Raw genomic sequence first — 22684 nt, 5'->3', positions numbered from 1 at the left:
ATTCTCGGCAGTCAGGCCAGACGCCTTCTGCAGGCCATGGCTCATATCGGCCTGCAAGGCTGGCCGCATCTGCGTCGAGCCGGGTTCCCCCTCGCGCAGGGCATGTTACACGGACCCATGGTCGCGCGCCTCACCCTCGTCGGAGTCACGACAATCCGGCAGGAGATCAAGCGAAGCCGCTTCGTCGCGGTAGCCGGTCCCATTGCCGACGAGGAGGCAGCCAGGGATTTCATCGCCGCGCAGTCCGATCCCGCAGCCAATCACAATTGCTGGGCCTGGCGGCTCGGACAACGCTATCGCTTCAACGACGACGGCGAGCCCGGCGGCACTGCCGGCAAGCCGATCCTCGCCGCCATCGACGGTCAAGAGCTCGATGGCGTCGCAGTTGTCGTCACGCGCTGGTTCGGCGGGATCCTGCTGGGTAGCGGCGGCTTGATCCGGGCCTATGGTGGCAGCGCCGCTCAATGCCTGCGCGAGGCCGGGAAGGTACCACTGATCGAAACGCTCTCGGTCGCGATCACTTGCGGCTTCGGCGATCTGGCACTCGTCGGAGCGCGGCTCGGCGCCCTGCCCGGCGTAGAGATCAGCGACCAGGCCTTCACGGATACCGGCGCCGTGCTGTCGGTTTCCGTACCCAAGGCGGAGGCCGACGACATCGCACGGCTAGTGACGGATCTCACGAGCGGGCGCGCGGTGATCGGCTGGAATGACTAGCCGCGAGGCCGGTTTCAGGATCGCGATATGCTCAGCGGAAAGGGCGAGCGGGCCTGGCCCAAGGCCGGGAATCCCAGCGGGCTGGACCGGCATTTACGATGCCCGCTTCGAGCCCTGTTGCAGCGCCTCGATGGTCTCCGCGTTCGGGCAATAGCGCCCATGCGGCAGCGGACCTTCGTGCCGGTCGAGATCGCGCCGGCAGCGATGCGCCATGAGGCACCCGGCACAAACGATCGTCATGTCCCGCATGACGCCGGCCTGGCTGCGACTCAGCAGATCAGGATCGAGGCCGACACGCTGGAGCAGCCGGCGCAACAGCGCTGACTCGCGCCGGCGACGGGAGGCGAGCCGGCGGAAATCGGCCTCGGGAACGGCGTTGTCCCGGGCCATCTCGGCGACGGTCGTTCGGTCGAGAGCCTCGAACGCTCTTGCGCGCCACCATTGGCGAAGCGTATCCGCGATAGGCATGGCCACTTCCCCCGATTTTGCACGAGAATCGGGGGATAGCCGCAGGTTGTCGTTGCGGAAGATCAAATTGCGGGGGCCGAGGCTGACGGAACTGCGGGATATCACGTGGATCAGGCGGCAGCACAGCCAAACGCCTGCCTTTAAACGCTTGCTTCCATCGCTCGCGCGATGACCTCGAGGTGGCGACGCATGGCTTCCTCGCTCTGAAAGCCGCTACGGGCTGCCATCGCATCGATGACGGCCGTGTGCTGGTCGCAGTGAAGGCCGGTGAACTCCGACGCCCCGATCCGGCGATAGGTCCGGTCCCATTGCTGCTGCCAGGCCACACGACGGCGCGCACCCGCGAGATAGTCGAGCAGGCCGAGCAGGATCGGATTGCGCGCGATCTCCGCGATGGCGCGATGGAAGGCAGCATCATGCCTTTCACATTCGGCACGCGAGCGGGCCCGCCTGCCCTCCGCTACGATGTGCCTCAGGCGATCGATATCGGACGGCATCGCCACGCGCGCCGCCTCGGCCGCGATCGGCGGCTCGATGATCAGGCGCGCCTGCATCAATTGCAGCGGCGAGGTGGCTTGCAGCAGCAACGCCTCCCGGATCGGGTGGCCGTCGGGCCGGGGGCCGACGAAAGTGCCCTGCCCAACATGGCGCCAGATCGCCCCCTCGCTTTCGAGCGTGAACAGCGCCTGCCGTAAGGTCTGGCGCGAACAGCCCAGAGCCGCCGACAGAGTGCGCTCGTCTGGCAGCCTCCTGCCGGGCGTCGTCTCCTGCGCGTCGATCACCGCCCTCAGGCGCGCAAGGATTGCAGTCGTGCTGTGTCTTGTCATCGAGGGATCGACCCATCGCTTTCCAGCAGACCAATTTGCAGACCTATTCGATTTCGGCAATCCAGCCGCGATCCGAGGGGGATCTCATGGAATCGAACATCGTTCTGGTCGTCGCAGGCCTGGCTGCCGGAGCGCTGAATTCCGTTGCCGGCGGAGGTACCTTCCTGTCCTTCCCGGCGCTGGTCTGGATCGGCGTGCCACCGATCATGGCGAACGCCACGGCGACGCTTTCTGCGCTGCCCGGCTATATCGGCGGCGCCTGGGGCTTTCGGAAGGACATCCGCGCCAGCGGGCCGATCAGCCTTGCCTGGACGGTCGCGATGGCCGCGCTCGGCGGGTTGCTCGGCGCGCTCCTGCTGCTGGTCACGCCGAAGGAGACCTTCTCGGCGCTGGTGCCCTGGCTACTGCTCGGCGCGACCCTGATCTTCGCCGCAGGTCCAGCCCTCGTGCGCCGCGTGCTGCGAAACGGTGGAGGGCTGCCGAAGCTGCCGGCCCTGCTGCTGTTGCTCGCCGTCTCGATCTATGGCGGCTATTTCAACGGCGGCCTCGGCATCATGCTGCTCGCGGCCTTCGGTTTCGTCGGCCTGACCAACCTGCATGAGATGAACGGGCTGAAGAGCCTGATGTCGGCTATCCTGTCGGCGGTCTCCGTCGCGACCTATTCCATCGCGGGGCTGATCGACTGGCGTTCGGCACTCGTGCTCGGCGCCTCCTGCGCGTTCGGCGGCTTCATCGGCGCCCATCTGGCACGGCGCATCACCAACATGCTGGCACTGCGCATCTTCATCACGCTGATCGGGCTCGGAATGGCCGCGGCCTTCTTCATGGCCTGAGCGCCGCATCCAGCACCCGCACGACATGCACGGCCTCGCGCTGCGCGCCGTCATGGATCTGGTGGCGGCAACTCGTGCCGTCGGCAACCACGAGGTCGTCCGCGCTGGCCTTGCGTACCGCCGGCAACAACGAGAGCTCGCCCATCGCCAGCGAGACGTCGATCGTCTTGGCGCCATAGCCGAAGGCGCCGGACATGCCGCAGCAACTCGACTCGATCGGCTTGACCTCGAGCCCCGGCACCGCGCGCAGCGTCTTCTCCACCGCCCCCATCGCGTCGAACGCCTTCTGATGGCAGTGCCCGTGCAGATGCGCGACGCGCCCGCCCTGATCCTGAAGCGGCAAGCTGGTCTTGCCTGCCGCCATATCGGCCGCCAGCAATTCCTCGATCAGCAGCGCAGCTTTCGCCAAAGGCTCCACCTCGGCCTTCGGAAGCAGCGCCGCGAACTCGTCGCGAAAACTGATTAGGCAGGAGGGTTCGAGCCCGACGATCCGCGCCCCCTTCGCCACGAAGGGGGCGAGCGCATCGATCGTCCGCCTTGCCTCGGCCCGCGCCTCATCGACCAGTCCAGCCGAGAGGAAAGTGCGTCCGCAGCACAGCGGTCGGCTTCCGTCCTTCGCCGCGACGCGGTGCAGCCGATAGCCGCCCGCCTCCAGCACGCGCTGCGCCGCCTCCAGGTTCTCGCGCTCGAAATAGCGGTTGAAGGTGTCGCCGAAGAGCACGATGTCGCGACCATCGCCCTGGACCGCCGAAGCCTCGGCGGGAGCAGCCACCTCGCGCCAGGGCTTGCGCCAGACCGGCAGCGAGCGCCGCGCGGAGAAGCCGAGCCAGTGTTCGCTGAGCTTCGACAAGAGCGGGATGCGGTCGCGCAGGTTCATCAAGGGCGCGAGCTTTGCGGCGATCGGCGCATAGCGCGGCAGGAAGGCGATCAGGCGCTCCTTCAGCGGCAGGCCGTGCTTCGCGTGGTAGTGGTGCAGGAACTCGACCTTCATCCGGGCCATGTCGACGCCGGTCGGGCAGTCGCGCTTGCAGCCCTTGCAGGAAACGCAGAGATCGAGCGTCTCCTTCATCTCCGGCGAGGTGAAGGCATCGGGGCCGAGCTGCCCGGAGATCGCGAGCCGGAGCGTATTGGCCCGGCCGCGCGTCACATGCTGCTCGTCATGCGTCGCGCGCCAGGACGGGCACATCGTCCCGCCCGTCATCTTCCGGCAGGTACCGTTGTTGTTGCACATCTCGACCGCGCCACCGAAGCCGCCCCAGTCGGACCAGTCGAGCGCGGTCTGTGCAGGAATCAGCGTGGCATAGCCCGGCGCGAAGCGCATCAGGCTGCGGTTGTCCATATGATGGGCTCGGATGATCTTGCCGGGATTGAGCTTGTTGTCGGGGTCGAACCCGTCCTTCACCGCCTCGAAAGCGCGGGTCAGCGGCGCCCCGAACATCGGCTCGACGAAATCCGAGCGCGAGATGCCGTCGCCATGTTCGCCCGAAAACGAGCCCTTGAAGCGGCGGACGAGCTCGCAGGCCTCCTCGGCGATACCGCGCATCGCCTTCACGCCCGCTTCGGTCTTCATGTTCAGGATCGGGCGCACATGCAGGCAGCCGACCGAGGCATGCGCATACCAAGTGCCGCGCGTGCCGTGCCTCTCGAACACCGCCGTCACCGCGTCAGTGTAATCGGCGAGATGCTCCAGCGGCACCGCGCAATCCTCGATGAAGGAGACCGGTTTCCCGTCGCCTTTCATCGACATCATGATGTTGAGGCAGGCCTCGCGCACGTCCCAGACCGGCTTCTGCCGGGCCGGTTCGATCACCTCGACCACCGCATCGGGGAAGCTGAAATCGGCCATGCATTGGTCGAGCCGCTTCAGGTCGCGCTTGAGATCGGCGAGGTCGTCGCCGGCGAACTCGACCAGCAGCAGGCAGTTCGGCTGTCCCTTGGTGATGTCGGCGAGCGTGCGCACGAAGAGCGGGATATCGGAGCCTAGCACCAGCACGTTGTTGTCAACGAGTTCGACCGCGACCGGGCCGAGCGCAACGATGTGCTGCGTCATCTCCATCGCGGCGCGGAAACTCGGGAAATGGCAGACGCCCATGACACGGTGCTGCGGCAGCGGCGAGAGCTTCAGGGTCGCTTCCGTGGTGATCGCGAGTGTGCCTTCCGAGCCTACGAGGAGATGCGACAGGTTCGGCCGCGGCACGATCAGTTCGTCGAGATTATAGCCGCCGACGCGCCGCTGCACCTTCGGGAAGATCGCCTCGATCGCCGCGCGGTGCTCTTCCGCCAGCGCCATCATGCCAGTCATCAAATCGCGGGCGCGCCGCGAGGCATTGTCGCTGACGGCGCCCTCGCCCAGCGCGAATGGCTCGCCGTCATGGAACATCGCCTTCAGCGCGAGAACGTTGTCGACCATCTTGCCGTAGCGCAGCGAGCGCGCGCCCGACGAGTTGTTGCCGGCCATGCCGCCGATAGTGCAGCGGCTCGCCGTCGAAGGTTCCACGGGAAAGAACAGCCCGTCCTTCCTGAGCCGCGTGTTCAGCGTCTCCAGCACAAGGCCGGGCGCGACCGAAACGGTCCGCGCCTGCGGATCGTAGTCACGGATCGCATTGAAATGCCGGCTCATGTCGAGCACCAACCCGTCGCCGATCGGCTGGCCGTTCTGCGAGGTGCCACCGCCCCGCGCGATCACCGGCACGCCATGCTCGGCCGCGATCGTCAGCGCCGCCGTGATATCGGCCTCGCTCTTCGGAAAAGCCACACCCTGCGGCAGGATCTGGTAGATCGAGGCGTCGGTGGCGTAACGGCCGCGGGTGAAGGCATCGAAGCGGACCTCGCCTTCCAACCCCCTGGCAAGCCGGCGCTCGAAGCCGAGATTGCGGCTATGTGAACGGGAAAGCGCCGTCTGGTTCATTCCGCAGCCTCTGCCATTTCGGATGACGCGCCGCGATCAGAGCGTCCACCACTCCCAGAAGAGCAGGAGGAGAGCCAGCTCGACAAGGGTCCGGACGTGACCGTTCACGCATGGCACCCCAGCACGGCCGGGCGGTTTGCGGGGTTTGATCTTCAAAAAAGCGAAGGCAAGATGAAGCCGGCAACAGCGCATCGCTTGCCACAGGCCGAATGCCGAACGAGGGTCACAACACCATGCAGGGTCGTCACTTTCTGCACATTCCCGGCCCGAGCCCGATTCCGGACCGCATCCTGCGTGCGATCGCGATGCCGATCATCGACCACCGCAGCGCCGAATTCGCCGCGCTCGGCAGGCACGTCCTGGAAGGCAGCAAAACGGTCTTCCAGACGAAGCAGCCGGTGGTGATCTACCCGTCTTCCGGCACCGGCGCCTGGGAGGCCGCGATCGTCAACACGCTCTCCCCCGGCGACACCGTGCTGATGGCGGAGACCGGCCATTTCGCCACGCTCTGGAAGCAGATCGCCACGCGCTTCGGCATCGAGGTCGAATTCATCCCCGGTGACTGGCGCCACGCCGCCGATCCTGCCGCGATCGAGGCGAAGCTCGCCGAGGACAAGGCCCGCAAGATCAAGGCCGTCATGGTCGTCCATAACGAGACCTCGACCGGCGCGACCAGCCGCATCCCCGAGATCCGCAAGGCGATCGACGCGGCCGGCCACCCGGCTCTGTTCATGGTCGACACCATCTCCTCGCTCGCCTCGGTCGACTACCGTCATGACGAATGGCAGGTCGACGTCACCGTCTCCGGCTCGCAGAAGGGACTGATGCTGCCGCCGGGCCTCGGCTTCAACGCCATCTCGGAGAAGGCGCTGGCCGCGTCGAAGACCAACACGCTGCCGCGCTCCTATTGGGACTGGCAGGAGATGGTGAAGATCAACGCCAATGGCTTCTTCCCCTACACCCCCGCGACGAACCTGCTCTACGGGCTCAAGGAAGCGCTCGCGATGCTGCAGGAGGAAGGGCTCGACAACGTCTTCGCCCGCCACAAGTGTCTCGCGGCAGCCTGTCGTGCCGCGGTCAAGGCCTGGGGGCTCGAGGTGCTCTGCCAGAACCCGGCCGAGCACTCGCCGGTCCTGACCGCCGTGCTGATGCCCCCGAGCCATGACGCCGACCGCTTCCGCAAGGTCGCGCTGGAGACCTACAACATCTCGCTCGGCTCGGGCCTCGGCAAGGTCGCCGGCAAGGTCTTCCGCATCGGCCATCTCGGCGAATGCAACGAGCTCAGCCTGCTCGGCGCGCTCTCCGGGATCGAGCTCGGCCTGTCGGCGGCCGGCGTGCCGCATCGCAGCGGCGGTGTCGCCGCGGCGATGGCGAGCTTCGAAGGACGGGACCACGCCAACGAGACGGTGGCCGCCGCCGGCGCCTGAGCTATTGCAGCCGAGGACCGGCGGTTCTCGTCGGGCTTACGGCCCGACGAGTTGCCCGCCATCGACGACGATGCTCTGGCCGGTGACCCAGCTCGCCTTGGCCGAAGCCAGGAAGAGCACGACCTCGGCGACTTCCTCGGGCTTCCCCATGCGCCCGAAAGCGATCGATGCCAGCGTCGCATTGTAGAGCTCGGGATTGGAGGTCTTCCGGTTCTCCCAGGAGCCGCCGGGGAACTCGATCGAGCCCGGCGCGACGCAGTTCACGCGGATGCCCTTGCGCGCCAGCATCTTCGCCTGGCTGCCGGTATAGTGCATCACCGCCGCCTTGATGGCGCCATAGGGCGCCGAGCGCGAGGACGCCCGCAAAGCGGAGATCGACGAGATGTTGACGATCGACGAACCCGGCTGGAGATGCGGGATCGCTGCATGGCTGCCGCGCACCACCGCCATCATGTCGACACTGAGCGAGGCGGCCCAGCCGTCCTCGTCGTCGGTCTGGCCGAAGCCCGAGGCATTGTTGACGAGGATGTCGAGCCCTCCCAGCGCCTTCACGGCCTCAGGCACATAGGCCTCGATCTGGCCGGCATCGGCGAGATCGACGTTTCCCGCATGGGCGGTGACGCCGAGAGCTTCGATCTCCTTGCGCGTCGCCTCCAGCGGCCCGACGCTGCGCGCACAGATCGAGACCGCTGCCCCGCCCGCGGCAAAGCCGAGTGCGATCGAGCGGCCGATACCGCGGCTGCCGCCCATGACGATCACGCGCTTGCCGGTGAATTCCTTGGCCATGCCGGCCTCCCCTTCCTGATTGATTCCCGGTCCTTATTGCCGGCGGGAAGGGACACGCTGCAAGGCGGGCGAGACGCATGCCGCCCCTGCGCTTTCAGGCGGAAGCGGAGTGCTAGCGATCGCGCGCGACACGGAAACCATTGGTATAGAAGCGCACATCAGCCTCGTATTTGAAACGCGCAGCCGAGCGCAGATAGCGCGGATCATTGTTGAACGAGCCGCCGCGCAACACGCGCTCGCGGCATCCACCGACCGTGTAGGCGCTGCCATCGCGCGGCGCGCTGCGGTAATTCTCGCTCCAGCAATCGGCGACCCATTCGGCCGCATTGCCGGCCATGTCGTAGAGGCCGAAAGCGTTGGCCGGGAACTGGCCGGCGGGAACCGCACTGCCGCGCTTCTGATCGTTGCAACCGAGGCAATTGGCGCGCTCCTTCACCAGGCTCTGGCCCCAGGGATAGGTCGTCGTGGTGCCGGCACGCGCGGCATATTCCCATTCGCTCTCGGTCGGCAGGCGATAGGGCTTTCCGCTCCGTGCCGAGAGCCAGGCGAGATAGGCATTGGCATCGTTCCAGTGGATGTCGGTGACCGGCCGCTTGCCGCGGCCGAGCCCGCGATCGTCAGGCCGGTAATTGCAGCCGCCCTGGTCGATGCACAGGTCCCATTCCTCGAAGGTCACCTCGCGCGCGCCCAGGTAGAAGCTGCGGACGGTCACCGGATGCACCGGCTTCTCGAACTCGTAGAGATCGTTCGAGCCCATCTGGAAGCTGCCGGCGGGAATTGCGACCAGTTCCGGGCAGCCCGTGCAATCGCGCTGCGGCGTACCGGCGGCTGGCTGGGGCGATGCCGGCGGCGCGGCGACCGCAGCAGCAGTTGCGGCAGGTGCCGCTGGGCTCGCGCGGTATTCCTGCTCGCGCGTGCGGGCGAGCAAGGCGAAGCGCCCGTTCGGATAGGCATCGAGATAGGCCCGATATTCCGCCGCGTTGCGGCTGTTGCGGATCGATTCCCAGAAGGCGAGGTCATAGGCGGCATCCTGGGTGGCGCCCGGCGTCTGCGGCGGCGGAATCACGGCGCGGCTGCCTTGCGCCACCGCGACCGGCCGGGCGACGGACGTGACGACGAGACCTTTCGGCGGCTCCGCCGAGAGCCAGACCTGCTGGCTGCGCCGGGTCTCGCGCGAAACCGTGTCCCGCACCTGTTTCAGCGCCTGCGCCATCTCCAGCCCCGGAGTCCGGATCGCCTTGAGCCAGGCCTCGCCGGCACGGTCGGGACCATTCGGCAGCGCCTTGCCGGGAGCCGTCGGGAACAGCACGGAAATGCCTTCCATCGGTTCGAGCGGCAGCAGCCCTTTCGTCTTGCCCTGCCAGGGATTGTCGCGGCCGGCATCGAGAAAGATCAGGGCACTCGCGGGCCTTGCGATGATCAGGGGATCGACGATCTCGTCGAGATCGACTGCTCCCTCGGCGCCGTTCTGCACCGGAAGCAGGAAATTGCGGTTGCGCTGCTGGATGGTATGGCCGCTGTAGAACACGACGACCTGCGCGCCTCGCCTGAGCTTGCCGGCAAAGCCGGCGATCGCCTGCCGCAGCGCATTGCGATCGGCATTCTCCACCGCGACGACATCGAAGCCGCCAGTACTCAGGGTCTCGGCGACAGCACGGCCCTGCTGCGTGGCGCCGCCGATCGGCGCCTCCGAATAGGCCTCGTTGGCGATGACGAGGGCGATGCGCGCAGCCTCGCCCGGCTGCTGGGCTAGACCGGATACGGCCAGCAGCGGCAGCAGGACCAAGGCAATCAGGACGCGCAGCCAGGTCATCGGCGGACGGAAGCCTCTCCAGTTAGCGGACATTGACCGTGATCTTCGGCGACATCACGGGCGGATTATGCGGCGTATGATTGTGGTCGCCGAGCAGCAATTGCAGCGTGTGCCGGCCCTTGGGCAGCGTCACCACCACCTCGGTCTGGCCATTGCCGAGATGGATGTTGTTGTAGTCGGAGGGGATCGGCTGGTCGGGCGGGCCGGGATCGGTGTCGATCAGCAGGTGATGGTGGCCGGTCCGCGCATGATTGATGCCCGCCGGCGCGACGCCCATGCCGCGCAGGCCGATGCGCACGGTGAAGCGCTCGGGCACGCTCAGGCCGTCGACCGGATAATGGAAATAGACCTGCGCCCCCGGCGGAGCCGGCTGGCGTGCCGGCGTCTGCGCCGCGGCTTCCGGGAGAACAACATGCCAGATCGCCAATGCGAAAAGGCCGGCTGCTGCGATGCGGGCTCGCGAGATCACCGGCGCCTCCTCGCATGCGGGCCGCCCGGTGCCACGGTGACCGTGATGCGCTCCGAGATCACCGGCGGATCATGCGGCACATGGTTTTCGTCCGCGAGCAGGAGCTGCAGCGTGTGCCGTCCGTTCGGCAATGTCAGCTTGTATTCGGTCTGGCCGCCGCCGAGATGGATATGGTTGAGATCGGCCGGGATCGGCTCGCCGAAGGCTGGCGGCTCGGTATCGACCAGCAGGTGGTGATGACCGGTATTCGGCTTGGCGATGCCGGCCGGCGCCACACCCATGTTGCGCAGACCGAAGCGGATCGTCGAGGTCGGATAGATCCGGTCGCCGTCCCGCGGATAGACGAAATAGACCGCGGCATCGTTGGGCGACGCCGTGCGGGCGCGGCCGGCACCATGGGCATGTGACTGTGGAGGCGCTGCGACGGAGGCCTGCGCCTCGCCGACCACGCGAACCCGGATGCGCGGCGAGACCACGGGCGGATCGTGCGGGACATGCTCGTGGTCGCCCAGCAGCAATTGCAGCGTATGCTCGCCGGGCGGCAACGAGAGCTCGACCTCGGTCTGGCCGCGCCCGAAATGCAGATGGTTGAAGTCGCTGGGAATCTCGCGGTCGAGCGCCGGCAGCTCTGTGTCGACGAGCAGATGATGGTGGCCGCCGTTCGGGCTTGCCGTCCCGGCCGGCGTCACCGTGATGCCCTCCGTCCCGAAGCGGATTTTTGCGCGGCTCGGGATCGTCGCGCCGTCCTGCAGATCGATGAAGAAGACGCGCGCGCCGGGCGCCGCAGCCGAACGCGGCTTTTCGGCCGGTGCCGCCGGCACTTCGACCGTGATGCGCTCGGATACGATCGGCGGATCATGCGGCACATGGTTGTGGTCGGCGAAGAGCAGTTGCAGCGTGTGCTTGCCGGGCGTCAGCGCGATCTCGGCCTCGGTCTGGCCGCCACCGAAATGGATATGGTTGAAATCGCTGGGAATCGGCTGGTCGAGCGGCGGCAATTCGGTGTCGATCAGCAGGTGGTGATGCCCGCCATTGCGGGCCGCCTGCCCCGCCGGAACCACTTCCATGCCGGAGATCGCGAACCGCACCGTGAGCTTGGCGGGAACCTGCGCCTTGTCGGCCAAGCCAACGAAGGAAAGCCGGGCAGCGGCGGGGGCCGGACTGCGCTGCCGGGCGCGCTCCTGCGCCGATGCGCCGGCCAATGGGATCGCCACGGCCAGACCCAACAGGAGAAGCGCCGGCGCAATGCGAAGCATCAGCGTCTTCCTTCCGCGAGAAGATGGGACGAAGGCTACCAGCGCCAACTGGCGCCTTCAAGCAAAACACCATCCCGTTTCGGTGAGGACTATGCTTTGTTCTGGAGGTGGTCGGGGTCATGCATTAGCATGACGTAGAGGCTGCCCGCAGCCTTTAGGAACATGACTCATGACCCTCGTCGCGCGACTCTGCGGCCTGTTCCTCCTGCTGCTGTCCGGCCTCGCCCTGGCCGAGACGCCGCCCGAGCGCCGCGTCGCGCTGGTCATCGGCAATTCCAGCTATCGCAATGCCCCCGTGCTCCCCAATACCGTGAACGACGCACGCGACATGGTCACCGCCCTGCGCAAGGTCGGTTTTGAGGTGGTCGACGGCATCGATCTCGACAAGCGCGGCATGGATGCGGCGCTGACGCGCTTCGCCCGGCTGGCGCAGGATGCGGACGCCGCGATGTTCTATTTCGCCGGCCACGGCTTCCAGTTCAATGGCGAGAACTATCTCGTCCCCGTCGAGGCGAAGGTCGAGGACGAGGTCGGCGTCCAGTACGAGACGACCCGACTCAACGATGTCGTCACCGCCCTGAACTATGCCAAGGGCGTCAAGATCATGGTGCTCGACGCCTGTCGCAACAACCCCTTCGTCGGGCTGCTCGCCAAGCGACAGGCGACGCGCGGCTTCTCGGTTGCGTCCGGTCTCGCCCCGGTCCAGCGCGCACAGGGCATGGTCATCGCCTATGCCACGCAGGCAAACGATGTCGCCGCCGACGGGGCCGGCCGAAACAGTCCTTTCACCGCCGCGCTGGTGCGCGAGATCGACCAGCCCGGGCTGGAAGTTGCAGCGCTGTTCCGCCGCGTGCAGAAGAGCGTCTACGACACGACTGCCGGCCGCCAGACGCCGGAACTGTCGCTCTCCCTGCTCGGCGATTTCTATCTCAACCGCGAGGAGACCGATGCCGATATCTGGCGCCGCATCCGCGCCAGCGACGACGCCACGGCGCTGCAGGCCTTCATCCAGCGCTATCCGCAGAGCTTCTTCGTCATCGACGCCCGCACGCGGCTCGATCTGCTGGAGCGCCGCTCCTCCGTCTCGAGCGAGCGCGACAGGCTCGTGCGCGAATTCGCCGAGCGAGAGCGCGCCCTGCTCCAGCGACTCGAAAAGGCGGAACAGGGCAGGCGACAGGCTGCCGACGATCTCGCCCGCAAGGATCTCGGTGACGCTGTCGGCGTCCCGCCACCCGTACCGGCTCCGGGCTCCGCGCCTGTCGCGGTCGCCCCTGCCCCGCCTCCGCCGCAAACGCAGGACAAGGCGGAACGGGCGCGCCTCGCCGAGGAGCTCGCCCGCCGCGAATCTGAACTCGCGGCAATCGAGGCGGAAAAGCAGCGCCTCGCCGAGGAGCGCCGGAATCTCGAGCAGGCCATGGCGGCGCGGCTCGGCGCGCTCGGCGCGATGCCACCGAACCGCTCGACGCAGCCCGTCGCCATGCCGGGCACTACGGTCCGCCCCCCGGAGGTCGCGCCACGCGGGCGAGCCTCAGGCGAGTGCGCCGAACTCCTGATGCGTGCGCAGCTCGGCGACCTCACGCCGGCGGCGCGCGAACAATTGCGGCAGTGCCGCTGATGCTAGCTGGCCGTGGCATAGAGCCCGGCCCAAGCCGAAGAGGTGAGGCATGACGGACATGGTCCGCTTCAAGATCGTCATGGTCGGCCTCGCCTTGCTGGCGGGTGCCACATCGGCCAGCGCCCAGACGGCGCCGCCGCCACCGACCCCTACGCCCTTCGCCGAGGCGCTGCGCAAGGCGGCCGATGATCTCTTCACCAAAGCGGCGGTATCCGGCGACAAGGTCGAGCTGGTCATCGACCCGCTGATCGACGCCGCCTCGGGTGCACAATCCACCGCAACCCGCTCGATGCAGGCGACGTTGATGGAGCTCGTCCGCACGAACTACCCGCGCTTTACCGTCCTGCCCTTCGACAGCGAGGCCCTCGCCAGCAAGCCGGTCGTGCTGGTCGGCACCTTCACCGCCGTGAACAACCAGGGCGTGGCGGATGGCCCGCGCGACGCCTACCGGATCTGCCTGACGCTGGCCGACCTCAAGTCCAACAGCGTCGTCTCCAAGGGCGTCTCCCGCGCCCGCATCGAAGGCGTCGACACGACGCCGACGCCCTATTATCGGGACTCGCCGCTCTGGGCGAAGGACCAGGCGACGGAGTCCTACATCAAGGTTTGCCAGGGCACGAAGCTGGGCGACCCGATCGACCCCGTCTATGTCGAGAAGCTCACCGCCAATGCGCTGATCAATGACGGCATCCTCGCCTATGAGACCCAGCATTTCCGCGAGGCGCTCGCCTTCTACCGGACGGCGCGCAAAATGCCGGGCGGCGAACAGCATCGCGTCCGGATCGGCACCTATCTCGCCGCCAGCAAGCTCGCCCGGCGCGAGGACATGGTCGACGCCTTCGGCGACCTGATCGATTACGGCCTTGCGTCCGACCGCCTGATGGTGAAATTGCTGTTCAAGCCCGGCACGACGCAATTCGTCGACGACCGCCAGATCACCGAACCCTATCCGATGTGGTTGAGCCAGATCGCGACACGCTCGCGCCAGAAGGGTGCCTGCCTGGAGATCGTCGGCCATACCTCGCATACCGGCCTGCCGCAGGTGAATGACCGGCTCTCGGCGCTACGTGCGCAATTCGTCATGGACCTGCTGCTGACCGGCGCGCCCGACAATCGCGGCCGCATGATCGCCACCGGCCGCGGCTTTCGCGAGAACCTCGTCGGAACCGGCAAGGACGACGCCAGCGACGCGCTCGACCGACGCGTCGAGTTCAAGGTGATCGGCTGCTGAGAAGCCCGGCGAGGACATGCGGGATCAGCCCGCCGGACTTGAGCAGAGTGATCTCCAGCGATGTCTCGATCGCCGCGCGCAGGGTGATCGGGACGGTCTCGCCTGAGGGACGGATGATCGTCAGCTGCACAGCGCAACGCGGCACCAGCCGATCCGGGCGAAGGTCGATCGCGAAGAGGTCGGCCGAGCCTATGGCCAACGTATCGGGATGAACACCCTCCGGCAGCAGGAGCGGCAGGATGCCCATGCCGATCAGATTGGTGCGGTGGATGCGCTCGATGCTCGCGGCGATCACGGCACGCACACCGAGCAGCGCCACGGCCTTGGCCGCCCAGTCCCGTGACGAGCCCATGCCATAGCGCTCGCCCGCCACAAGCACGAGCGGCGTCTGTTCCCTGGCGTAGCGTTCGGCGGCTTCCGTCAGCGGCACGATCTCGCCGGAAGGCTCGTGACGCGTCAGGCCGGCCGGCGCGTCGGCCGGCAGCAGGCGGTTGACCGCCATCCGGTTGGTGAAGGCGCCGCGGATCATCACCTCGAAATTGCCGCGCCGCGAGGCGAAGACGTTGAGATCGGCCGGATCGCCTCCCTGCGCGATGATGTACCGGCCGGCGGCGCTGTCCGGACGGATCTGGTTGGCCGGCGAGATATGGTCGGTGGTGACGTCGTCGCCCAACACCAAGAGCGGCCGGGCGTGCCCCTCCGCCGGAGGCAACCCTCGCGGCCGGACGAAGGGCGGCTTGCGCAGATAGGTCGAGGCCGGGTCCCAGGGGAAGCGCGACCCGGACGGTGCATCGAGATCGACCCAGAGCGGGCGGGCCGCGGCCTCGCGATAGGCGGCATCGAAATCGGCCACGTCCCAGCCGGTCGTCACGGCCGCGTCGATCTCCGCGCCCGTCGGCCAGATCTCGCCGAGCATCACCGGCCTGCCTGCTGCATCGAAGCCCATCGGCTCCCGCGTGATGTCGATATCGACCGTGCCGGCGAGCGCGAAGGCGATGACCAGCGGAGGCGAGGCCAGGAAGCCGTTTTCGAGATCGGGATGGACGCGCCCCGGAAAATTACGGTTGCCGGAGAGCACCGCAACCGGGCGAAAGCCTTTACGGCCAAGCTCGTTCCTGACGATATCGAGCAGCGCCCCTGAATTGCCGATGCAGGTCGTGCAGCCATAGCCGACAATGCCGAAGCCGAGCCCTTCCAGATCGCCAAGCAGGCCGGCACGGCGCAGGAAGCGCTCGGCCGTCGGGGAGCCCGGAGCCAGCGAGGTCTTGACGTAATGCGGCGGTTGCAAGCCGCGGGCGCGGGCCTTGCGGGCGAGGATGCCGGCCGCAGCCAGCATGCTGGCATCGGAGGTGTTGGTGCAACTCGTGATCGCGGCGATCACGACGGCGCCGTCCGGGATGGCACCTTCGCTGCCTCCGGCAAGGGGCGGCGTGAAGGCTGCGCGCGTGCTGCCGGAGGGGATCCGGTCCTGCGGGCGGCGTGGCCCCGCGACACTGGCCTCGATCGCGTCGAGATCGATGGCGATGGTGCGCGTGAAGCGGGGCTGGGCTGCGGGATCGAACCAGAGCCCGCTCGCCCTGGCATAGGCCTCGACCAGAGCACAGTCCTCCGCCGATCGTCCGATCCGCGCGAGATAGGCCAGCGCGCTGTCATCGATCGGGAAATACCCGGTCGAAGCCCCGTATTCCGGCGCCATGTTGGCAATCGCAGCGCGCTCACCGACCGACAGCGTCGACACCCCTGGCCCGAAGAACTCGACGAAATCGCCGGTGACGCCAATGGCCCGCAGCGCGCGGGTGACCTCCAGCGCGAGATCGGTCGCGAGCACGCCGTCGCGCAACCGACCCATGAGCTTCACGCCGATCACGTCGGGAATGCGCAGAACGACAGGCACCCCGAACAAGGCACCTTCCGCCTCCAGCCCGCCGACACCCCAGCCGAGCACGCCAAGGCCGTTGACCATCGGCGTATGACTGTCGGTCCCGAGCAACGCGTCCGGGAAAGCCCGGCGATCGCCCTGATGCATCTCGCTGACGACGACGCGCGACAGCCGCTCCAGGTTGATCGTGTGCATGATGCCCGATCCCGGCGGATGCACCCGGATGCCCGGCATGACCGAGGACGCCCATTTCATCAGGCGGTAGCGCTCGGCATTGCGCGCGAATTCCTTCTCCAGATTGCGCTGGAAGGCATCCGGCCGGCCGAAGAAATCCACGCCTGACGAATGATCCGTCGAGACGTCGATCGGGATGCGCGGCATCAGCAGATCGGGGTTGCGTCCGTTCTCGGCCAGCACGTCGCGCATCGCCGCGATATCGACCAGTGCCGGCCCGCAGGTCGTGTCATGCATCATGATCCGGTTCGGCAGGAACGGGATCTCGACGAGGCTGGAGCCTTCGTCGAGCCAGTCGCGAAACGCCTGTGGCAGGTGCACCGTCTCTTCCGCGGCGGCCGAGCGCATCGCATTCTCGAACAGGATTCGCAGCACATGTGGCAGGCGGCGGAAATCCGCGCCGAGCAGCGACGCGACATCGAGACGGAGGAAGCGCTCGCCCGCCGCCTCGAAACCTGTCCACTCGGCCTTCTTGTTCAACGTCACGATCTCAACCGAGCAGGCGCCGCAATTTCCTGACAGCGGCATCCGGCGAGGAGAGCACCGGCCGCATGGTCAGTGCTCGACAGGCCTCGCCCGCTCGTGATGTCGAGAAATGCGCCAGCAGGATCGCGTCGCGCTCACCGAGCGCCGCTACGCCCTCGGCCACGCGCCGGTTATGCGTGTCGACATCGCCGACCCGCAGCGCCTCGATCGCACCAGACGCGAGCCAGGACGTCAACCTTGCGCCGGGCTTGGCACGCGCCGCTTCCTCCGCGAACTCCTGCTCCATCATCGCGACGGCCGGGCCGAATGTCGCGATCATCCCGACATTGTCGCCATGGCTCAACGCCTCCTCGAACATCGCCTCGTTCGGCTTCAGGACCGGCACAGGCAGCAGGCGCGCGGCCTCCTCGATCGCCGGACCGAAGGCGGAGCAGGTGTAGAGGATGGCCCTGGCTCCCGTCGAAAGCCCGTATTGCCCTAGCGCAACGATGCGGCGCGCGAGATCGTCGGTCAGCGCCCCCACGGCCGCCCGGTCCAGAGCCAGACCGTCATCGAGGATTCCGACCGGGTCGGCCTCCGGCCAGATGTCCAGAAAGGACCGGGCAATCGGCTCGACGGCGACCGGGGTCGCGTGGACGAGCGCGATACGGATGCGGTCGGACATAAGGTCGCCTCAGGGATTGTAGAGCCAGGTCGCCGAGGCCGGAATCCGGCAATGCGCGACCGCGGCGCTCAGCGGCTCGTGACCTTGCGCCCGCAGGCGCAAGTCGCCGCGCTTCAGGCGGTATTCCCATTTCTCGCCGAGATAGATGCAGCCCTCGACATCGAACGAGGCACTCCCGGCGCTCGGCTCCGGCGAGACGGAGATCGCCTCCATCCGGATCACCGCGCGCACGGCATCAGGATCGGCCGGCGCCGCCCGGTCCTTCCAGGTGCCCGGCAGGGACAGCCCGGCACAATCGATGGCGGCATCGCCGCCGGGCGTACCGACCAGCCGGCCACTCAGCACGTTGTTCGTGCCCATGAAATCGGCGGCATAGAAGGTCTCGGGCCGGCTGTAGATGTCGAGCGGCGTCCCGGACTGGACGATACTGCCGCCCTTGAGCAACAACACCTGGTCGGCGATGGCCAGCGCCTCGGCCTGATCATGCGTGACCATGATCGCGCAGATCTTGAGATCGAGGATCAGCTTGCGGATCCAGAACCGCGCCTCCTCGCGCAATTTGGCGTCGAGATTGGACAGCGGCTCGTCGAGCAGCAGCACCTTGGGCTCGTAGACCAGCGCCCGGCAGATCGCGACGCGCTGCTGTTGGCCTCCGGAGAGCTGGTCGGGATAACGCGCCGCGAGATGCCCGAGGCCGAGCTTCTCCAGGATGGCCTCGACCCTCGTCTTGATATCCGTCGCTGAAGCCTTCCGCAGCTTCAGCCCATAAGCGACGTTCTCGAACACGGTGCGATGCGGCCAGAGCGCATAGGACTGGAAGACGAGCCCGATCTGGCGCTGCTCCGGCGGCAGGGCGACTTTTCCCTTGTCGTCGAGGACGGTGGTGCCGCCGATCCTGATGACGCCGATCTCGGGCTGCTCCAGCCCCGCGATGCAGCGCAGCAGCGTGGTCTTGCCGCTACCGGAGGCGCCGAGCAGCGCGACGATCCGGCCCTTCTCGGCGGTGAAGCTCGCACCGGAGAGGATCTGCAGGCCGCCCAGCCATTTCTGGACATTGTCGACGACGAGGTCAGTCATGGATCTTGGCTCCCAGCCGCATGGCCAGCGTCAGGCCGATCGCGGTCAGCAGGATCGAGATGAAGGAGAGCGCGGCGATCTGGTCCATCGCCCCGGAGGTCAGCAGCGACACCATCAGCGAGCCGATCACCTCGGTTCCCGCGCCCATCAGATAGACGCCGGTGGCGTATTCGCGCAGGAAGACGATCATGATCATCGCCCAGGCGCCGGCGAGCCCCGGCCGCACTAGGGGGATCACCACGTCCCGCCAGGTGCGGAAGGTGGTGGCGCCGGCGGTGCGCGCCGATTCCTCCAGTTCCGGAGCCACCTGCAGCAGCGTCGCCTGAATGATGCGCAGGCCATAGGACAGACCGACGATGATATAGGCGATCAGCAGGCTGAACAGCGTCGTGCGCAGCGGCACCAGGAAGGGCACGAACAGGAACAGCCAGAAGAAGGCGAGACCAACGATCAGCCCCGGCAGAGCCCGCGGAAGCAGCACCGAATAGTCGAGCAGCGTACCGGTCCTGCCATGGTTGCGATGGCCGGCGAGGCCGACGAGCAGATAGAATGCGACCGCAAGCGCGCCGCCGATCGCCGCCAGCAGGATCGTGTTGAGGATGCCGCGCGACAGGCTCGGTAATTCGAACACCCGCTGGAAATTCGCCAGCGTCAATTGCTCGCTCAGGCGGACGCCCTCGCCCCAGTTCTCGACGAAGGCGCGCAGGATCACGCCGCCGACCGGCAGAGCGACCGAAACCAGCAGCCACAAACCGATGATCGAGAGCGCGATGGCCTGTCCCGTGCCGCCGAGCTTGAGGAGATTGGTGCGTGCGCCCTTGCCGCCGACCGCAGCGAAGCGGCGGGCATGGCGCAGCAGGCGGCGCTGGACGAAGACCAGCGGCAGCGTGATCAGGATCAGGAACACCGTCACCGCCGCCATGACCTGATAGGTCGGCGCGCCGAAGATCGTGTTGACCTTGTAGATATAGGTGGTGAGTACGAGGATGCCGTTGGGATCGCCGAGCACGAGCGGGATGCCGAAGGTCTCGAAGCCGAGCAGCAGGTTGAGCGCCGCGCTGAAGACCAGCGCCGGCAGCACCATCGGCAGCGTCACGTCGATCGAAACGCGCCAGACACTCGCACCTGCCGTACGGGCTGCCTCCTCGAGGTCGCTCGGCAGGCGGCGCATCGCCGACGCCACATAGAGATAGACGGTCGGGACATGGCTCAGGCCGCCGATCAGGATGATGCCGGGCAGCGTGTAGATGCTCCACGGCGCCGAGCCGAAAAGGCTTCGAAATGCGATCGTGACGAAGCCGGACGGCCCGATCGCCACGGTATAGCCGAAGGCCAGCACGATCGAGGACAGGAACATCGGCACCAGCACGAGAGGCTCCAGCCAGCCCCGCCCCTTGAGATCGGTGCGCGTGATCAGGAAGGCGAGCAGACCGCCGAGCGGCACCGCTACGACCACCATGCCGACAGCGTAGAGCGTCGTCGTCCAGAGAGCCCGGTAGAATTCGGGATCCGTCAGGATGAAATCATAGGCGTCGAGGCTTAAGCGCGCGCTCTCGTCGAAGAACGGGGCACTCAGGAAGCTCTGGTAGATGATGAGCGCGGCCGGAGCCGCGACCATCGCGAACAATGTCAGGATCACCGTGGCTCTGAAGCGCGGGGCCTGGGCTGCAAGCGACATCGGATCCCCCGGGGAGCTGCGCGGCTCAGCCGCGCAGCGCCTCCTTCCAGCGGCGGAAGAAATCGGCGCGGTTCTTGGGCTCGGTCGCCTCCAGCAGAGCGGCGGTGACCGGGATCGGCTTCAGGTTGCCCTTCGCCATTTCGCCGAGCCTGGTCAGGTTCAGGCCGCTGGTGACGTCGGTGCGGATCGATGGCGCCCCTGCCGAGGCCAGGGCCGACTGGCCGGCGGCACTGAGCAGGAAGTCGAGGAACAGCCGGGCCGCATTGGGATGCGGCGCACCTTTCGAGAGATTGGCCACGCGCGAGAAGGCGGCGGTGTAATCCGAGGTCAGAACATAGCCGAGCGCCGGGTTCTTCGCGGCCCATTCGATGGCGTAGGAGCCGATGACGTTGAAGGCGAGCCAGTGCTCTCCCGAGACGATCTTCTCGCGCATCGCACCCGAGCTGCCATAGGTCTTGCCCTCGGTCGCGCCGAACGCCTTCACGAGCTCGAACGTGTCCGGCCGGGTCCTGGCGTCGTTGCTGAAGAACAGGAAGCCCGTGCCGCTCTTCTCCGGATCGAAGGTGGCGAGCTTGCCCTTCAACGCCTCCTTGTTGTCGCGCATGAAGGCGAGCAGTTCAGCCCGGGTCTGCGGCAGCTTGAGCGAGGCGAGCTGTGCCTTGTTGTAGAGGATGCCGACCGGCTCCACCGTGGTGCCGTAGAGCGTATCGCTGAAATTGGCCCAGCCCGGCAGATGGCTCATCTCCGGCGACTTGTAGGCTTCGGCGAGCCCCTTCTGCACGAGGACCATCTGCAGGTCCATTGCCGAGGTCCAGACCACGTCGGAGCCGACCTGCTTGGCGGCAGCTTCCGAAATGATGCGGTTATAGGCGCCGTTGGTGCCGAGGTCGTTGTAATCGACGCGGATGCCGGGATAGGCCTTCTGGAACGCCTCGACGATCGGACGCCCCTGCACATCGTCGGTCGAGGTATAGACCGAGACGACGCCTTCGGTCCGGGCCTTGTCCAGTATCGCCTTGTAATCTGCGGGATAACCCGCAGGCACGCCCTCGGCCCGAGCCGGCAGACTACCCGCCAGAGCCCCGACGCTTGCGGCCGAAGCCAGCATGAATTGTCGCCGATCGATCATATCCATTCCTCCCACTGCTTATCGTTACTCGGGAGCCTAAAGGTCACAATTGGTTTTATCAAGCCATAAAACCACTAACCACAAAACGCAGATCCTGGCCCCCCAAAAACTGTCATCCTCATGAGCTTGTGCAGGGCCTAAGCGGCGCGTCCTGCGTCATCGGCCCGCGGATGCACGACCGGCGATTTCGAGGCGAGTGCCCCGCTGAGATGCCTGCGCATCAGATGGGCCGCCTCCAGATTGTCGCCCTTGGCGAGAAGGTCGAGAATCTGCAAATGCTCGCAGCTCTGCACCGCGATGCGCTGCGGGTTCACCTTGAGCCGATATTCCGCCAGTCGCCGCAACTGGTTGGCGCGCTCCAGCGCGTAGAAGAACATCGGATTGCCGGCCATCCTGATGATGCCTTCGTGAAATTCGGCACCGGCCGCCGTCATCGCCGCGGGCGCCAATCCCCCAAGGTCCCCCGAGGCCAGGCGCTCCTGCGTTCGGCGCAGCGACGCTGCAACCGTCCGGTCGAAGCGAAAGCTCGGCTCAAGCAGGGCAGCCGGCTCGATGACCGCCCGGAAACGATAGATTTCCTCGAAGGCCTCAGCGGTCTTGGCGACCTGTCGCAACTTCCAGCCATAGCCCGGCTTCGGCTCGGCCCAGCCTTCGCGGGCTGCGCGCGACAGCAGGTCCTGCGCCTGCGAGCGCGTCAGGTTGTAGCGGTCCCGGATCGCCTGCTCGGTCTGGTCGGCACCGATCCGGTCCTTCAGCCAGTCTTCCGCCAGCCCGTAATAGGGGTCGCCTTCATGGGCGTCGACGGGCTCCAGCCCCGTTTCGCCGGCCTTGCACCCCGCACTCGGCAGCACGAAGAAGCCGCGATTGCGCCGGTTCTCGATGACGCCCCGGTCACAGAGGATAGCCAACGCCTCGCGGACCGGCGAGCGCGAGACCTCGAAGCGCCTGGCCAGCGCCTCGGTCGCCAGATGCGAGCCCGTACCGAACTCACCCATGCCGATGCGCGCGATGATGTCGTTGGCGATGCGAAGAGCGAGGGGGCTATGGGGCATGTCTGGCGCCGTTGAGATACGCGAGTGATCGCAGGTCGTGCGGGTGATGGCAAATCGTGCGGCACCATCTTGACCCATATTTGGTTTTATATAATGCAATAGCCAATTCTGGAAATATCCTGTGCCGGAGCAAGACCA

18 protein-coding genes are annotated in these 22684 nt (G+C 66.8%); 5 read left to right on the top strand and 13 right to left on the bottom strand.

The window, feature by feature from the left end; genetic code table 11:
• Positions 1–102: 102 nt before the first annotated feature.
• Positions 103–714 carry an IMPACT family protein gene (locus J0I42_RS04850; protein WP_291653316.1) on the top strand — a complete coding sequence of 204 codons (612 nt, stop codon included), beginning with the start codon at positions 103–105 and terminating at the stop codon, positions 712–714.
• Positions 715–807: 93 nt separating this feature from the next.
• On the opposite strand, the gene J0I42_RS04845 is transcribed toward J0I42_RS04850, so the two are convergent.
• Complete coding sequence (locus J0I42_RS04845; RefSeq protein WP_291653315.1) at positions 808–1248, bottom strand: DUF6455 family protein; 441 nt, start codon at positions 1246–1248, stop codon at positions 808–810.
• A gap of 74 nt (positions 1249–1322) precedes the next feature.
• Complete coding sequence (locus J0I42_RS04840) at positions 1323–2009, bottom strand: FadR/GntR family transcriptional regulator (RefSeq protein ID WP_291653313.1); 687 nt, start codon at positions 2007–2009, stop codon at positions 1323–1325.
• A gap of 86 nt (positions 2010–2095) precedes the next feature.
• Here J0I42_RS04840 and J0I42_RS04835 point away from each other — a divergent pair, with 86 nt between their 5' ends.
• The gene (locus J0I42_RS04835; protein ID WP_291653311.1) at positions 2096–2842 is read left to right on the top strand and encodes a sulfite exporter TauE/SafE family protein; all 747 of its coding nucleotides are present in this window, start codon (positions 2096–2098) and stop codon (positions 2840–2842) included.
• Here the strand turns inward: J0I42_RS04835 and J0I42_RS04830 are convergent.
• Entirely contained in the window at positions 2832–5750 is a 2919-nt protein-coding gene (locus J0I42_RS04830) for an FAD-binding and (Fe-S)-binding domain-containing protein (protein WP_291653309.1), read from the bottom strand. The two genes, J0I42_RS04835 and J0I42_RS04830, sit on opposite strands and share 11 nt — an antisense overlap.
• Positions 5751–5983: 233 nt before the next feature.
• On the opposite strand from J0I42_RS04830, the gene J0I42_RS04825 reads away from it, so the two are divergent.
• Positions 5984–7177, top strand: coding sequence for a pyridoxal-phosphate-dependent aminotransferase family protein (locus J0I42_RS04825; RefSeq protein WP_291653307.1), 1194 nt, complete (start codon positions 5984–5986; stop codon positions 7175–7177).
• Positions 7178–7213: 36 nt separating this feature from the next.
• Here J0I42_RS04825 and J0I42_RS04820 read toward each other — a convergent pair whose 3' ends face one another.
• From J0I42_RS04820 to J0I42_RS04805, 4 genes are all read right to left on the bottom strand, one after another.
• Positions 7214–7963, bottom strand: coding sequence for an SDR family NAD(P)-dependent oxidoreductase (locus J0I42_RS04820; protein ID WP_291653305.1), 750 nt, complete (start codon positions 7961–7963; stop codon positions 7214–7216).
• A gap of 112 nt (positions 7964–8075) precedes the next feature.
• The gene (locus J0I42_RS04815; protein ID WP_291653303.1) at positions 8076–9809 is read right to left on the bottom strand and encodes an SUMF1/EgtB/PvdO family nonheme iron enzyme; all 1734 of its coding nucleotides are present in this window, start codon (positions 9807–9809) and stop codon (positions 8076–8078) included.
• On the bottom strand, positions 9799–10245 hold the full coding sequence (locus J0I42_RS04810) for a DUF4399 domain-containing protein (protein WP_291653301.1): 447 nt from the start codon (positions 10243–10245) through the stop codon (positions 9799–9801). Before J0I42_RS04810 ends, J0I42_RS04815 begins: the two co-directional genes overlap by 11 nt.
• Positions 10242–11501, bottom strand: a complete 1260-nt coding sequence (locus J0I42_RS04805) for a DUF4399 domain-containing protein (RefSeq protein ID WP_291653299.1) — start codon at positions 11499–11501, stop codon at positions 10242–10244. The genes J0I42_RS04810 and J0I42_RS04805 overlap by 4 nt, the downstream gene beginning before the upstream one ends.
• Positions 11502–11670: 169 nt before the next feature.
• On the opposite strand from J0I42_RS04805, the gene J0I42_RS04800 reads away from it, so the two are divergent.
• Entirely contained in the window at positions 11671–13116 is a 1446-nt protein-coding gene (locus J0I42_RS04800) for a caspase family protein (RefSeq protein WP_291653297.1), read from the top strand.
• Positions 13117–13165: 49 nt separating this feature from the next.
• The gene (locus J0I42_RS04795; protein WP_291653295.1) at positions 13166–14347 is read left to right on the top strand and encodes an OmpA family protein; all 1182 of its coding nucleotides are present in this window, start codon (positions 13166–13168) and stop codon (positions 14345–14347) included.
• Here J0I42_RS04795 and acnA read toward each other — a convergent pair.
• From acnA to J0I42_RS04765, 6 genes are all read right to left on the bottom strand, one after another.
• Entirely contained in the window at positions 14328–16946 is a 2619-nt protein-coding gene (acnA, locus tag J0I42_RS04790; protein ID WP_291653293.1) for an aconitate hydratase AcnA, read from the bottom strand. The two genes, J0I42_RS04795 and acnA, sit on opposite strands and share 20 nt — an antisense overlap.
• 4 nt (positions 16947–16950) lie before the next feature.
• Complete coding sequence (locus tag J0I42_RS04785) at positions 16951–17610, bottom strand: aspartate/glutamate racemase family protein (RefSeq protein WP_291653291.1); 660 nt, start codon at positions 17608–17610, stop codon at positions 16951–16953.
• A gap of 9 nt (positions 17611–17619) precedes the next feature.
• Positions 17620–18687 carry an ABC transporter ATP-binding protein gene (locus J0I42_RS04780; protein WP_291653288.1) on the bottom strand — a complete coding sequence of 356 codons (1068 nt, stop codon included), beginning with the start codon at positions 18685–18687 and terminating at the stop codon, positions 17620–17622.
• Positions 18680–20365, bottom strand: coding sequence for an ABC transporter permease (locus J0I42_RS04775; protein ID WP_366509792.1), 1686 nt, complete (start codon positions 20363–20365; stop codon positions 18680–18682). Before J0I42_RS04775 ends, J0I42_RS04780 begins: the two co-directional genes overlap by 8 nt.
• 25 nt (positions 20366–20390) lie before the next feature.
• Positions 20391–21500, bottom strand: a complete 1110-nt coding sequence (locus J0I42_RS04770) for an ABC transporter substrate-binding protein (RefSeq protein ID WP_291653287.1) — start codon at positions 21498–21500, stop codon at positions 20391–20393.
• A 131-nt stretch (positions 21501–21631) separates the two neighbouring features.
• Positions 21632–22546 (bottom strand): GntR family transcriptional regulator, encoded by a 915-nt coding sequence (locus J0I42_RS04765; protein ID WP_291653285.1) that lies wholly within the window; start codon positions 22544–22546, stop codon positions 21632–21634.
• Between the last annotated feature and the right edge of the window lie 138 nt (positions 22547–22684).

The sequence above is a fragment of the Allobosea sp. genome (assembly GCF_017308015.1).
GTDB lineage: Bacteria > Pseudomonadota > Alphaproteobacteria > Rhizobiales > Beijerinckiaceae > Allobosea.
Note: the sequence above shows the minus strand (reverse complement) of the source record. Positions and strands in the feature narration are given on the sequence as shown.